We start from the raw sequence: 13,539 nt of genomic DNA, 5'->3' as shown, positions 1-13,539 counted from the left end.
TGGATAAGTGGCGTTAGCTTTTCTTGACGCGATAGACCGCAAGACTACCACGCCAGTTCACCCCCCACCGCACCACCTGACCGTCGTGCAGCACCACGCGGTCGAGAATCTCGATGCCGACTTCCGGCGCCAGCGCCTCGAAATCCTCAATGGTCAGTACCCGCACGTTCGGCGTGTTGTGCCACTGATAAGGCAGCGACTTCGACACCGGCATGCGGCCCTGCAGCACCGAGAGCCGATGCGCCCAGTAGCCGAAGTTCGGGAACGACACGATGCATTCCTTGCCGACCCGCACGGTCTCGCGCAGGATCGCCGCCGTCTGATGAATGGTTTGCAGCGTCTGCGACAGAATCGCGAAATCGAAGCTGGCGTCTTCGAACAGGCGCAGGCCGTCTTCCAGATTCTGCTGGATTACGTTGACGCCGTTTTGCGTCGACGCCAGCACGCCGGCGTCGTTGATTTCGATGCCGTAGCCCTGCACGTCCAGTTCCTCGGTCAGGAGCGAGAGCAGCGAGCCGTCGCCGCAGCCCAGATCCAGCACGGTGGCGCGCGGTTCGACCCAGCGGGCGATCGCGCGGAAGTCCGGGCGCAGCGCCAGGTAATCGAGTGCTCGCTGGTTCATGCGTTCACCTCGTTCGCAATACGTTCGTAGTAGGCGCGCATCAGGTTGTGATAGCGCGCGTCGTCGAGCAGGAAGGCGTCGTGGCCGTGCGGTGCGTCGATTTCCGCGTAGGTGACCGTGCGCTTGTGGTCGAGCAGCGCCTTCACCAGTTCGCGCGAGCGGGCCGGCGCGAAACGCCAGTCGGTCGAGAAGCTGGCGATCAGGTATTTCGCCGTCGTGTGCGCGACCGCGGCGGTCAGATCGCCTTCGAAGGCCTTGGCGGGATCGAAGTAATCGAGCGCGCGGGTGATCAGCAGGTACGTGTTCGCATCGAAGTAGTCGGCGAACTTGTCGCCCTGGTAGCGCAGATACGACTCCACCTCGAATTCCACGTCGAAGTTGAAGTTATACGCGTCCAGCGCGCCTTCCGCGCGGCGCAGCGAACGGCCGAATTTCTCGGCCATGTCGTCGTCCGACAGATACGTGATGTGGCCGATCATGCGCGCGACGCGCAAGCCGCGTTTCGGCTTCACGTTATGCGCGTAGTAGTTGCCGCCGTGGAAGTCCGGGTCCGACAGAATCGCCGAGCGCGCGACCTCGTTGAACGCGATGTTCTGCGCCGACAGCTTCGGCGTGGACGCGACCACGATGCAATGACCGACGCGCTCCGGATACATCATGCTCCACGCGAGCGCCTGCATGCCGCCGAGGCTGCCGCCCATCACCGCGGCGAAGCGCGCGATGCCGAACTGATCGGCGACGCGTGCCTGGGCGTTGACCCAGTCTTCCACCGTCACGACAGGGAACGTCGCGCCGTACGGATGGCCGGTAGCCGGGTCGATACTCATCGGCCCGGTCGAGCCGAAGCACGATCCCAGGTTGTTCACACCGATCACGAAGAACTTGTCGGTGTCGAGCGGTTTACCCGGGCCGACCATGTTGTCCCACCAGCCGATGTCCTTGGGATTATCGGCATACACCCCCGCCACATGGTGCGAGGCGTTGAGCGCGTGGCACACCAGCACCGCGTTGCTACGCGCGGCGTTGAGCGTGCCGTAAGTCTCGACCATCAGGTCGTAGCCGGCCAGCGAGCTGCCGTTCTGCAACTGCAGCGGCTCGGTGAAATGCATTTTTTGGGGAGCGACGATACCGATCGATTCCATTCATTCCGCCATTTATCAAAACAGGGCGGCTAAACGGCGTCGGCAAAAGCACGGGGGAACGACTGTGTGCGCGGCTGACGACCTCTTTAGCCGCATTTATAGTGAACTGCGGGAAACGTTCCCGGCAGTTCGCGCGCCCGCAATCGAGTCAGCAAATCGGCGCGTATATGGTCTTCAAGCAAGTGTTCAGGGTGTTGCGGACAGCGGCCCCAGGATGCATCCGGGTGCCGCAGTCAGGCGCAAAGTATAGCGGAAATTTTCGTGTGACAACGTCGCGGGCGGCGCCATGACGCCGCGCGTGCCGAGCGGACTACTGAAGAATCAGGAGCAGTTGGGCGTCGGCGTGTTCGGCGGGCGGCCGCGCAAAGCCGCTGCGCACATAGCGGTGCCAGCGGCCGATGATATAGCTCAGCAGCAGACTCGCCCGGATCGCGGGATCGTAGCCGGCGGGCAATGGGACGGCGCTTTCACCCGAACTCGCGCCGGTGTTCGCCTCCATCTGCGCGAGACGCAGACATTGTTTGAGCGACGCCTCGACGCGTTCGAGCATCTGATTGACGCGCTCGGTCAGCCGTTCATGCTCGCCGACCAGCGCCTCGCACGTCAGCACGCGTGTCATACCGGGATTCTTCGCGGGGAAGTTGAGCAGCATCAACGCGATCGAGCGCGCCTGCAGCACGCCGTTGCTCTCCTTGTCGGCGATCTGGTTGATCAGCCCGAAGATGGTCTGCTCGATGAACTCGATGAGCCCTTCGAACATTTGCGCCTTGCTGGCGAAGTGACGGTAAAGCGCGGCTTCCGATACGCCAAGCCGGGCGGCCAGCGCCGCAGTGGTGATCTTTTCGCTCTTGGGCGCCTCCAGCATCGCCGCGAGCGTCTGGAGGATGTGCACGCGGCGCTCGCCCGGCTTCAGGCGCTGCGCGCGCGGCGCGGCGAGCGTGGTGGTCGGTTCGTGTTCGGTTAAGACTTCGTCAGGCTTGTCGATCGGCTGCATGGCTGTCGTCCCGTCTGCTGTCTCTTCAATCGAACCGAGCGGGTGCTCAGTCGTAACGATTTTAACGAACGAATGCTTCTGTCGACATAGTGTGGCCGGCCAGTGCCCGGCAGGCGCGTCGGCACGCCGTCCGCGTGTGGCTTGCGCGGCAGATGACCGGTGATCCACACCGTGCGGATGCCGAGCCGCCGGTAGTTCTTCAGATGCGAGCGCGTGTCCTCGACGAGGATCGCGTCCTTCAGCGAAACGTGTGCGTCGCGCATGGCCTTGCGCAGCATCGCGTGGTCGGGCTTGGCGCGCCAGCGGCGGCGATCGCGCATGTGTTCGATGGCGATCACCTGTTCGAACAGACGCTCAATGCGCAGTTCGGCGAGCACCGCGCGCGCATAGGCTTCGGGCGCGTTGGTCAGCACGATCTTGCGGCCCGGCAGGGCCGCCACGAGGCGCGCGACGCCGCGTTCATGGCGGATCATCGAGCCGAGATCGGGGAAGGTGTGCACGACCTTCAGGAAGTCGTTCGGATCGAGCGGATGGTGGCGCGTCAGGCCCAGCAGCGTCGCGCCATAGCGTTGCGTGTAGCCGGTACGCAGACGGTTGGCTTCGTCGATGTCCACTTGCAGTGCGTCGATGATGTACTGCGTCATCCCTTGATTGATCGCCGGAAAGATCGCGTGCGATGCGTGATGCAGCGTGTTGTCGAGATCGAACAGCCAGACCGGACGGCCTCCTTCGATATGCGGACGATGGCGTCGGGAAGTGGGAGTGCGCATGATGGAGGGCGCCGTTCAGGCGCGAAGAGTGGCCTCACGCGGCGAACGCGAACGGTTCACGGTGCGAGTGGCGAGAAAAGAGGGGTGAGCGGGTTGATGCTTTGTGGCGGCGCGTCGTTGCGAGCCGCTGAAGGTGAAGCGCGCGCCGTATGACTGCCCAGCGCAACTGCACGGCACACAGGGCACGCCATGTTGACGCGCCGCGTGTGCCGGGTTTGAGGCAGGAATCAATGCGAGCGGATCATCGTGCCGAACGGCTGTTCGGTGAGAATTTCCAGCAGCACCGAGTGCTCGATACGGCCGTCGATGATGTGCACCGAACGCACGCCGCTCTTGGCCGCGTCCAGCGCCGACGAGATTTTCGGCAGCATGCCGCCGGAGATCGTGCCGTCGGCAAACAGGCCGTCGATTTCGCGCGCCGACAGATCGGTGAGCAGATTGCCTTCTTTGTCCATCACGCCGGGGATGTTGGTCATCATCACGAGCTTTTCGGCGTTCAGCACGACCGCCAGCTTGCCCGCGACCAGATCCGCGTTGATGTTGTACGACAGGCCGTCTTCGCCGAAGCCGATCGGCGAGATCACCGGAATGAACGCGTCGTCCTGCAGCGCCTTCACGACCGCCGGGTTGATCGCCTCGACTTCGCCCACCTGGCCGATATCGACGTACTGGCCTGGATTGTCGCGATCCGGCATCAGCATCTTGCGTGCGTGGATCAGGCCGCCGTCCTTGCCCGTCAGGCCGACCGCGTGGCCGCCGAAATGGTTGATCAGCGTGACGATGTCCTGCTGCACTTCACCGCCGAGCACCCATTCGACGACTTCCATCGTCTCTTCGTCGGTGACGCGCATGCCCTGGATGAACGTGCCCTGTTTGCCGATCTTCTTCAGCGCCTGGTCGATCTGCGGACCGCCGCCGTGCACGATGACCGGATTGATGCCGACCAGCTTGAGCAGGATCACGTCGCGCGCGAAGCCTTGCTTGAGCCGCTCTTCGGTCATGGCGTTGCCGCCGTATTTGATGACCACGGTCTTACCGTGATACTGACGAATGTAGGGAAGCGCCTCGGCCAGGATTTCAGCCTTCAGGGTGGGCGCGATCTGCGAAAGGTCGGGAAGCTCGGACATGGCGGCAGGCTCAGGCACGGAACAGTTAAAACAGGGCGAATTGTACAGGACTGGCGCGCTGCAACAGGGTTTTCGATAGTTGCGCGGGCGGCGGGCGTCAGCGGGTTTGCGCGCCGCGCAATGACATGCCACGGACGCCAGCCGGACGACGAAGCGTACCGCGCTTTGGAGGCGCCCGTGAACTAGCCGAACGGACGACTCACGGCGGTTCGCCAGTCGTGGCATCATTTCCTGATCCAGGCTGAAGCGAGATTATCCGGCCCGTCATGAAACCGTCCGTTTCCCGCTCTGAAAGCAGCGCGCGCTGCCCGCGCTGCGGTAACGCGTTCGACTGCGCCATGCATGGGCAGCCGTTCGATTGCTGGTGCCGCGAAATGCCGCCGATGCCGGCGGAGCGGCTCGATCCGGCTGGGCGCTGTCTGTGTCCTGAATGTCTTGCGGCGGAGATTGCGCGGGCGGCTCAGGGGCGGCCCGGCGGCGGGTGATGGGCGGGGTGGCCGCGGGAAGCGGTGTAGCTTGGGAGAGCGCCGTCAGTTCCCCGGAGTGGCGCTGGTTGAGGAGAATGCCACTGGCTTACGGGCGCATCGCGCCGACTTACCAGTGCGCCGCCGGCTTGCGAGAGCGCACTGGCTTACGAGGGCGTTGCCGGCATATGGAAACGCCGCTGCCCTACGCAAGCGCCGCTGACTTACGCCGCCCGACGATGCTGCGCCGCAAGCGCGCTCAGATCACGCGCGACGGCTTCCAGCGCCGGCTCCCACTGACCGAATTGCGGCTGCCGGTACAGTGTGGCGCTCGGATACCACGGGCTATCGCGGCGGTCGAGCAGCCAGACCCAGTGCGGGTTGACGTCGAGCAGCACCCAGGTGCGCTGACCGAGCGCGCCGCTTAGATGCGCCGCAGAGGTGCAAACCGTAATGACAAGGTCGAGGGCGCCCACGAACGCGGCGGTGTCGTCGAACGTCGCGAATTCGGCGGAGTAGTCGGTCATCGGCAAGCCGGCCGTGCGTGCCGCCGCCACGTCCGCGCCGGCGCCTGGCTGCAATGAATAGAACGCCACGTCCTGCATGCCGCCGAAGTGAGCCGCATAGCGTTCCCAGCCGACACGCCGGAACGGATTGCGTTGATGGCCGTGGCTGCCGGTCCATGTCAGCCCGACTCTGAGCCGCGATTCGCCAGCAAGCCGTTCTTGCCAGGACTTGGCGGCTGCTGAGTTAGTTCGCAAATAGGGCGCCGCCGGAATCGTTTCCTCGCGCGTGTCGAATATCAGCGGCAGGCTCAGCAACGGAATCTCGTAGTCGAACGCGGGTAGCGATTCGACACCGCCGCCGGCCGAAAACTCGTCCGCATGAGCGCCGAGGCTGCGTGTAAGCAGCGCGCCCATCTGCGGGAACGAATTCCAGATGAGACGGCCGCCTTCGCGATGAACGCGCTCGGCCAGCATCGGGATATAGCGGCAGAACTGCAACAGGTCGCCCATGCCTTGCTCACCCCACACGAACAGCGTCTTGCCGGCGAGCGGTTCGCCACGCCAAAGCGGCGCCGGCATCACCGGACGGTTGCCGCCCAGTTCCGAAGAGCCGTCCCAGCGCGCCTCGTGTGATGCCCAGCCGTTCGCGTAGTCGGCGCGCGCGAGCTGCAGCATGGAGAGATTGGAGCGCATGGCGGCGTCGTTGGGGGCCAGCGCGCAGGCGGTTTGGGCGGCTTGCATCGCGTCGTCCCAGCGTTGCGCCTCGCGCAGCGTCAGCGCATAGTTGTTGTGCGCCAGCGGGCTATGCGGCGCGCATTGCACGGCCTTTGCGCCAGCTTCGAGCGCGCGCGGTAGATCCATGTTCGCGCGGTAAGCCTGCGTGAGATTGGTCCAGCCGTTGCCGTCGTCAGGCTCATCGCGGACGGCACTTTCCAGAAGCACGATCTGTTCGTTCAGGTCGCCGCCCGTGAACGTCAGTGCAGCGGCCAGATTGTTGCGTAGGCGCGGCAATCGCGGATCGATTGCGACTGCATGACGATACGGGGCGATGGCCTCGTCATGCCGATTCGCCATCTGCAGCGCGTAGCCGAGACGAAAGTGTGCAAGAGCGTTGCGTGGATCGAGTTGGGCAATAATGGCGGCGAGTTCGACTGCGTCGCCGGAACGGTGTTGTTCGAGCAGCTTGGCCGTGAGCGAATCGAGCGAAGCGTGGTCGAGTGGATGGATTCGCGCCGCGGCGTCGAGGCAGTCGGCTTCGGCCTGCGCCGTGCCGTTTTGCCGGGCTGCGGCGGCTTGTCGCAGAACGGTCAGGAAAGCTGAGGAGGCGTCGGCCTCGATGTGGGAAGTAGGTAGCATGAATGGGTTGCGCGATGAAGGAACCGAAGAAAAAGGTCGTTCCCGTTAGGCGCTATCGCAAAAAGTCCATGTTACCGACGCAAGGCCGTGAGGTAAGTCGGACTAGTCCGAACAGGTAAATTAAAGTCATGCATCGAATAACCAATACTGGCCGCGTCAATCTCGGGCACCTGTTCTGGCTGCGCAGTCTCGCGATCATTGGCCAGTTGATGACGATCGCGTTCGTGCAGATCTTTATCGGCGTGCATCTGCCGTTGCCCGCCATGCTGCTCGTGATCGCGCTCGAAGTGATCTTCAACGGGATCACGTGGTGGCGCGTCTCGCAGCAGCGCCCCGAGTCCAACATGGAATTGTTCGGCCAGATCTGGGTCGATCTGGGCGCCTTGTCCGCGCTGCTGTTTCTCTCCGGCGGCACCACCAATCCATTCGTTTCGCTCTACCTGCCTTCGCTCGCGATTGCCGCGGCCGTGCTGCCGTGGCATCTGATGGCATGGCTCGCGGCGTTTGCCGTGGCCTGTTACGCGGTCCTCGGTTTCGATTCCGTGCCGCTGAATCTCGACAATCCCGCGAACCTGTTCGACTACTACCGCGCGGGCATGTGGGTGAACTTCATGGTCAGCGTCGGCCTCATTGCATGGTTCGTCGCGCGCATGTCGCGCGCGTTGCGACTACGTGACGCAGCGCTCGGAGACGCGCAGCAGCGCTTGCTTCACGACGAACGCGCGGTCGCTCTGGGCGTGCAGGCCGCTACCGTTGCGCACGAAATCGGTACGCCGTTGTCTACAATTGCAATGTTGTCCGAAGAATTGCGAGATGCGGCGCGTTCCGATAAGGGACTTGCGCCTTATAGCGCCGATCTCGAGTTGCTCGAACAACAAATGACATTGTGTACGTCGGCGCTTGCGCGCTTGCGCAGCCGGGCGTCGACAACCACTAACCGGCAGCAGATCGGCGAGTGGCTCGAATCGTTCGGGGAGCAGTGGCGCTTGCGTCATCCGCATGTGAAGTTCGAGCGGATCGGCGTGCCGCCGGAAGATGTCAGTCTTGACGATACGGTGGCCGTGAGTCAGATTCTGACGATTTTGCTCGACAACGCCGCGCGTGCAAGCCGCGATCACGTGACGCTGTCCTGCACGCTGGCGTCACGCGGCGACCAGATAGTCTTCGAAGTATGTGATGCAGGCCCTGGCATTCCGGCCACGTTGCGCGGCTCGCTCGGCGCGGTGCCGGTCGAGAGTACGCAAGGTGGGCACGGCGTGGGCCTCTATCTGGCTTTTTCGGCGGCGGCGCGTCTGAAGGGATCGATCGAACTGACCGATGTCAGCACGATCAAGCCGCGTGGCACGCGCGCGGTGCTGAAGCTGCCGCTCGCCGGACGCAAATTTTCTGGCAAAGGCCGTCAAGGCGCTGCGCCATCCAACACGGAGAAACAGGCATGAGCGATATGAATTTTCTGGTGATCGACGACGATGAGGTGTTCTCCGGCATCCTCGCCCGTGGTCTCACCCGGCGCGGTTACACGGTGAGCGAAGCGCACAACGCGGATGAGGCGATCAAGCTGGCGAATCAGCAGAAGTTCAACCAGATCACGGTGGATCTGCATCTCGGCAATGACTCCGGTCTCACGCTCGTCGCGCCTTTGCGCGATTTGCAACCCGACGCGCGCATGCTGGTGCTGACGGGCTATGCGAGCATCGCCACCGCGGTGCAAGCGGTGAAAGACGGTGCCGATAATTACCTGGCCAAGCCTGCCAACGTCGAGACGATTCTGTCGGCGCTGCAAAGTGAAGCGAGCGCACTGCAAGCAGAAGAGGCGATCGAGCATCCCACGCCGTTGTCGGTGGCGCGTCTGGAGTGGGAGCATATTCAACGCGTGCTCGCCGAGCACGGCGGTAATATTTCCGCTACCGCGCGCGCGTTGAACATGCATCGGCGCACGCTGCAACGCAAGCTGGCGAAGCGGCCGGTCAAGCAGTAAGGGCGGGGGTTTCGGTTCCGCTTGCCGTAAGCAAATAAAAACGGGCTGCCTGATCAAAGGCAGCCCGTTTTTTATACGCCTCACATCTGTTCTGCCTCAAGCAGCGAAGACAACAGATCGAGACAATCTCAGCATCGACATCACAGCACGTAGCGCGACAGGTCCTCATCTTCCGCCACTTCGTTCAGCGCGCGATCGACATAGGCCGCATCAATCTGCACCGTCCGGCCCGAGTGATTACCGGCCGCGAACGAGACTTCCTCGAGCAGCTTTTCGATCACCGTGTAGAGACGCCGTGCACCGATGTTCTCGGTCTTCTCGTTCACCGAGTACGCGATCTCGGCGAGGCGGCGAATGCCGTCGTCGGCGAATTCCAGGTGCACGTCTTCAGTGGCGAGCAGGGCCTGGTATTGCTTGACGAGGCTCGCGTCCGTGGACACCAGGATCGACTCGAAGTCATTCACCGACAGCGAATCCAGTTCGACGCGAATCGGAAAACGGCCTTGCAGTTCCGGAATCAGATCGCTCGGCTTGGCGAGGTGGAATGCGCCGCTCGCGATGAACAGAATGTGATCGGTCTTCACCATGCCGTACTTGGTGTTGATCGTGGTGCCTTCGACCAGCGGCAACAGATCGCGCTGCACGCCCTGCCGCGAAACTTCGCCGCCGCCGGCTTCGTTGCGCGAGGCGATCTTGTCGATCTCGTCGAGAAACACAATGCCGTTCTGCTCGACGTTCTGCACGGCCTTGGTTTTCACCTCCTCGTCGTTCAGCATCTTGCCGGCTTCTTCGTCGGTGAGGACTTTCAGCGCTTCCTTCACCTTCATCTTGCGGCGCGTTTTCTTGCCGCCGCCGATGTTCGCGAACATCGAACGGATCTGCTCGGTCATGTCTTCCATGCCCGGCGGCCCCATGATGTCCATGCCGACTTGCGGCTGTTCGACGTCGAGCTCGATTTCCTTGTCGTCGAGCAGGCCTTCGCGCAGGCGCTTGCGGAATGTCTGGCGCGTGGTGCTGCCTTCGTCGACGGTATCGGCGGCGCTCGAACTCGCGCCGAAGCCGACCGGGCGCGCGCTCGGCAGCAGAATATCGAGGATGCGGTCTTCGGCCTGATCTTCGGCCTTAGTCCGCACTTTGCGCATTTCCGTTTCGCGCGTCTGCTTGACCGAAATTTCGATCAGGTCGCGCACGATACTGTCCACGTCACGACCCACATAGCCGACTTCGGTGAACTTGGTCGCTTCGATCTTGATGAATGGCGCGTCGGCCAGTTTCGCCAGACGCCGAGCGATTTCAGTCTTGCCGACGCCGGTCGGTCCGATCATCAGAATGTTCTTCGGCGTGATTTCCTGACGCAGCGGATCTTCAACCTGCTGACGGCGCCAGCGATTGCGCAGCGCCACGGCCACCGCTTTTTTCGCGCGGCCTTGGCCAATGATGTGTTTGTCGAGTTCCGAGACGATCTCGGCAGGGGTCATGGTGCTCATCGTGGGTCCTTACTCGATCGTCTCGATAACGCGGTTATGGTTCGTGTAGATACACATGTCGCCGGCAATCTCCAGCGACTTCTCCACGATTTCCCGGGGCGACAGTTCAGTGTTGTGAGCGAGTGCGGTCGCGGCGGCTTGCGCATAGGCGCCGCCCGAACCGATCGCGCAGATGCCGCCTTCCGGATCGAGCACGTCACCGTTGCCGGTGATGACCAGCGTGGTGGTGGCGTCCGCGGCGATCAGCATGGCCTCGAGACGGCGCAGCATGCGGTCGGTGCGCCAGTCCTTGGCGAGTTCGACGGCGGCGCGCGTGAGGTTGCCTTGATGTTTTTCCAGCTTCGCTTCGAAGCGGTCGAGCAGGGAGAAGGCGTCGGCCGTACCGCCGGCGAAGCCGACCAGCACCTTGCCGTTATAGATGCGCCGGACTTTCTTCGCACCGCCTTTCATGACGATGTTGCCTAGCGTCACCTGGCCGTCGCCGCCGAGCGCGACCTTGTCGCCGCGGCGCACGGAGACGATCGTCGTGCCGTGAAATTGCTCCATATGCGTTCCTCTTTGCAAAACGGGTAGGACGCGGCAGCGCACTGCGCTACCGCATGAATCCTGAAAGCGGACGGCGCGCGACGCTTAACAAATGAACCGGCCGGCGCGCGCTCGTGCAGCGCATGTCCGATTTATTTTAGGGCGTGCGCGGTCATATCAAGAGCCGGCAAATGGCATAAGACAAAAAACACGCGAATTGGTGCGGGCAGCGGACACGGCGCACGCGAGTGGGCGCCGCGCGGACGGGAAGAGACGGAAAGAGCGCCGTGGCGGATGTTCGTCGGGCAGCCGCGTGAAGCCATCTTCACGGCAACGCCCCAAAAAGCGTCACACAAAAGAAAAAGGCGCACGGCTCACCGTGCGCCTCTCGACGAAGCAGCGTTTCAGGGCGCGGAGCCGAAGCCGCGCCGCAAGCGTTCAGTCGCCGAACAGCTTCTGGCGCAATTCGCGGCGCTCCTGCGCTTCGAGCGACAGGGTGGCCGTGGGCCGGGCGAGCAGACGCGGGATGCCGATCGGCTCACCGGTTTCTTCGCACCAGCCGTAGTCGCCCGAATCGATGCGTGCGATCGATTGCTGCACCTTCTTCAGCAGCTTGCGCTCGCGGTCGCGCGTGCGCAGTTCGAGCGCATGCTCTTCCTCGATCGTTGCACGGTCGGCCGGGTCCGGCACGATTACCGTTTCGCGCAGGTTCTCGGTCGTCTGGCCGGCATTGCGGAGAATATCCGCCTGCAGCTGTTCGAGCTTGTTCTTGAAGAAGGCGAGCTGATCCTCATTCATGTAATCCTTGTCGCTCATCTTCAGGATTTCGGCTTCGGTCAAGAGTCGTTTCGTCGTCATCTGGCTTACTTCTTCAATGTGAGGCAAAACTCTTACATAGTGCCCGCACTTTCGTATTGCCCGCAAATGCGCCTCGAGCACGCGAAGCGCCAAGGCGGGCACGGACGGTGGACTGTCGTGACGCCGAAGCGCCTGGCGCCCACACGCCGGGCGTCGCAACGCTAATGCGGGGCCGAACTCCTCTGGAAACCGATTCTCAAATGCTCCTGAGGCATTGCTTGCCGACAGCGCGCCTTTTCAGGCGCTGCCAGCCGGCATTGTCGGCGTCTCGTCCGGATAAGATTTTCCGGCGCCTTTCAGGCCCGGCGCGGGATACGCGCTGACCGGGCAATTCGTTGTCATTCTCCAGTGGGCACGTATTGTAACTGAATCACAATCCAGCACCGCAAGTGGTGAAAATCCCCGTGCGGCACCCCGATATCCCGAAAATATAACGCGCGCACGACCAAAAAGCGATGGTCGTGCACGCTTTAATACAGCAGGGTTTTCACGCGCTTTTCATACGCGCGACTTTTCAGTCAGCTTTCGGCCGCCGTTACGGCGAATTCAGCAGATGATTGGACAGGCGCGCCACGCTTTAAGCGAGGCAGGCGTCCAAACCGTCGGTGATCAGGTCTTGCGGCAGTTCGATGCCGATAAACACCATCTTGTTGGTCTTTTTCTCGATCGGCTGCCATTTCGCGGCCAGATCGCTGCCCATCATCTGATGCACGCCCTGAAATACCACTTTGCGGTCGACGCCCTTCATATACAGCACGCCCTTGTAGCGCAGCAGGCGCTCGCCGTAAATCTGCAGAATGCCGCCGAGAAAGTCTTCGAGCTTGTTCGGATCGAACGGACGATCGTTACGGTAGACGAACGACTTGATCTTGTCGTCGTGGTGCGCATGGTGGTGATGCGCGTGATCGTGCCCTTCGTGATCGCACTGGCCGTGGTCGTGATCGCAGTCGGCGTGATCGTCGTGGGTGTGGCCGTGCTCGTCATGTGCGTGAGCGTGGCTGTGCGCATGCTCGTCTTCGACGAGGAAGTCCGGATCGATCTCGAGCTTCGAATTCAGGTTGAAGCCGCGCAGGTCGAAGATTTCCTTGATGTCCGCTTCGCCGAAATTGACGACCTTGATCGCCGCCCTCGGGTTCATGTGCAGCAGACGGTGGCGCAGATCGGCCATGTGCTTTTCATCGACCAGGTCGGACTTGGTGATGAACAGGCGGTCGGCGAAACCGACCTGGCGCTGCACGACTTCGTGCTCGTCCAACTGGTGGTTTGCGTGCTTGGCGTCGACCAGCGTGATGATCGCGTCGAGCAGAAATTCGTTGGCGATCTGATCGTCCATGAAGAACGTCTGCGCGACCGGTCCCGGATTGGCCAAGCCGGTGGTTTCGATCACGACGCGGTCGAAATCCAGTTTGCCGGATTGTTTCTGCGCCGCCAGATCACCCAGCACGCGCGACAGGTCGCCGCGAATCGTGCAGCAGATGCAGCCGTTGCTCATCTGGATGATTTGCTCGCCCGTGTCCTGCACGAGGATTTCGTTGTCGATGTTCTCTTCGCCGAACTCGTTTTCGATCACGGCGATCTTCATGCCGTGCTTTTCATTCAGGATGCGCTTGAGCAGGGTGGTTTTACCGCTGCCGAGAAAGCCGGTCAGGATGGTGACTGGAATCATGTTGGTCGCCTGTATTGTCGTGAAACGATGCGTAATCGGGTGAA

The 13,539-nt window shown here is 62.3% G+C and carries 13 protein-coding genes; 3 read left to right on the top strand and 10 right to left on the bottom strand.

Features of this window, described 5'->3' with window-relative positions:
* Nucleotides 1-13 precede the first annotated feature (13 nt).
* The 5 genes from metW to argB all read right to left on the bottom strand — a co-directional run bounded on the left by metW (nt 14) and on the right by argB (nt 4,655).
* Nucleotides 14-622 carry a methionine biosynthesis protein MetW gene (metW, locus tag PQR42_RS32125; protein ID WP_132376401.1) on the bottom strand — a complete coding sequence of 203 codons (609 nt, stop codon included), beginning with the start codon at nt 620-622 and terminating at the stop codon, nt 14-16.
* Nucleotides 619-1,764, bottom strand: coding sequence for a homoserine O-succinyltransferase MetX (gene metX / locus PQR42_RS32120; RefSeq protein ID WP_408383750.1), 1,146 nt, complete (start codon nt 1,762-1,764; stop codon nt 619-621). The genes metW and metX overlap by 4 nt, the downstream gene beginning before the upstream one ends.
* A 310-nt stretch (nt 1,765-2,074) precedes the next feature.
* On the bottom strand, nt 2,075-2,758 hold the full coding sequence (gene slmA / locus PQR42_RS32115) for a nucleoid occlusion factor SlmA (protein WP_408383748.1): 684 nt from the start codon (nt 2,756-2,758) through the stop codon (nt 2,075-2,077).
* Nucleotides 2,725-3,528, bottom strand: coding sequence for a pyrimidine 5'-nucleotidase (locus PQR42_RS32110; protein WP_408383746.1), 804 nt, complete (start codon nt 3,526-3,528; stop codon nt 2,725-2,727). Before PQR42_RS32110 ends, slmA begins: the two co-directional genes overlap by 34 nt.
* 227 nt (nt 3,529-3,755) lie before the next feature.
* The gene (gene argB, locus PQR42_RS32105; protein WP_007179687.1) at nt 3,756-4,655 is read right to left on the bottom strand and encodes an acetylglutamate kinase; all 900 of its coding nucleotides are present in this window, start codon (nt 4,653-4,655) and stop codon (nt 3,756-3,758) included.
* A gap of 266 nt (nt 4,656-4,921) precedes the next feature.
* On the opposite strand from argB, the gene PQR42_RS32100 reads away from it, so the two are divergent.
* Nucleotides 4,922-5,140 (top strand): cysteine-rich CWC family protein, encoded by a 219-nt coding sequence (locus PQR42_RS32100; RefSeq protein ID WP_408212396.1) that lies wholly within the window; start codon nt 4,922-4,924, stop codon nt 5,138-5,140.
* Nucleotides 5,141-5,343: 203 nt separating this feature from the next.
* Here PQR42_RS32100 and PQR42_RS32095 read toward each other — a convergent pair whose 3' ends face one another.
* Nucleotides 5,344-6,981 carry a tetratricopeptide repeat protein gene (locus tag PQR42_RS32095; RefSeq protein WP_408383744.1) on the bottom strand — a complete coding sequence of 546 codons (1,638 nt, stop codon included), beginning with the start codon at nt 6,979-6,981 and terminating at the stop codon, nt 5,344-5,346.
* 128 nt (nt 6,982-7,109) lie between these two features.
* Between PQR42_RS32095 and PQR42_RS32090 the strand changes: the two genes are divergently transcribed.
* Together PQR42_RS32090 and PQR42_RS32085 are read left to right on the top strand one after the other, a co-directional pair.
* Nucleotides 7,110-8,420 carry an ATP-binding protein gene (locus PQR42_RS32090; protein ID WP_408383742.1) on the top strand — a complete coding sequence of 437 codons (1,311 nt, stop codon included), beginning with the start codon at nt 7,110-7,112 and terminating at the stop codon, nt 8,418-8,420.
* Nucleotides 8,417-8,959, top strand: coding sequence for a response regulator transcription factor (locus PQR42_RS32085; protein ID WP_408212403.1), 543 nt, complete (start codon nt 8,417-8,419; stop codon nt 8,957-8,959). Before PQR42_RS32090 ends, PQR42_RS32085 begins: the two co-directional genes overlap by 4 nt.
* A 140-nt stretch (nt 8,960-9,099) precedes the next feature.
* Here PQR42_RS32085 and hslU read toward each other — a convergent pair whose 3' ends face one another.
* The 4 genes from hslU to PQR42_RS32065 all read right to left on the bottom strand — a co-directional run bounded on the left by hslU (nt 9,100) and on the right by PQR42_RS32065 (nt 13,495).
* Nucleotides 9,100-10,446 (bottom strand): ATP-dependent protease ATPase subunit HslU, encoded by a 1,347-nt coding sequence (gene hslU, locus PQR42_RS32080; RefSeq protein ID WP_132376394.1) that lies wholly within the window; start codon nt 10,444-10,446, stop codon nt 9,100-9,102.
* 9 nt (nt 10,447-10,455) lie between these two features.
* On the bottom strand, nt 10,456-10,992 hold the full coding sequence (gene hslV, locus PQR42_RS32075; protein WP_168792243.1) for an ATP-dependent protease subunit HslV: 537 nt from the start codon (nt 10,990-10,992) through the stop codon (nt 10,456-10,458).
* 417 nt (nt 10,993-11,409) lie between these two features.
* Nucleotides 11,410-11,829, bottom strand: a complete 420-nt coding sequence (gene dksA / locus PQR42_RS32070) for an RNA polymerase-binding protein DksA (RefSeq protein WP_012431412.1) — start codon at nt 11,827-11,829, stop codon at nt 11,410-11,412.
* 577 nt (nt 11,830-12,406) lie between these two features.
* The gene (locus PQR42_RS32065; protein WP_408383740.1) at nt 12,407-13,495 is read right to left on the bottom strand and encodes a CobW family GTP-binding protein; all 1,089 of its coding nucleotides are present in this window, start codon (nt 13,493-13,495) and stop codon (nt 12,407-12,409) included.
* Nucleotides 13,496-13,539 lie beyond the last annotated feature (44 nt).

This window comes from Paraburkholderia sediminicola (assembly GCF_046027355.1).
Taxonomy (GTDB): Bacteria; Pseudomonadota; Gammaproteobacteria; order Burkholderiales; family Burkholderiaceae; genus Paraburkholderia; species Paraburkholderia sediminicola_B.
This window is presented reverse-complemented; position numbering and strand designations above follow the sequence as displayed.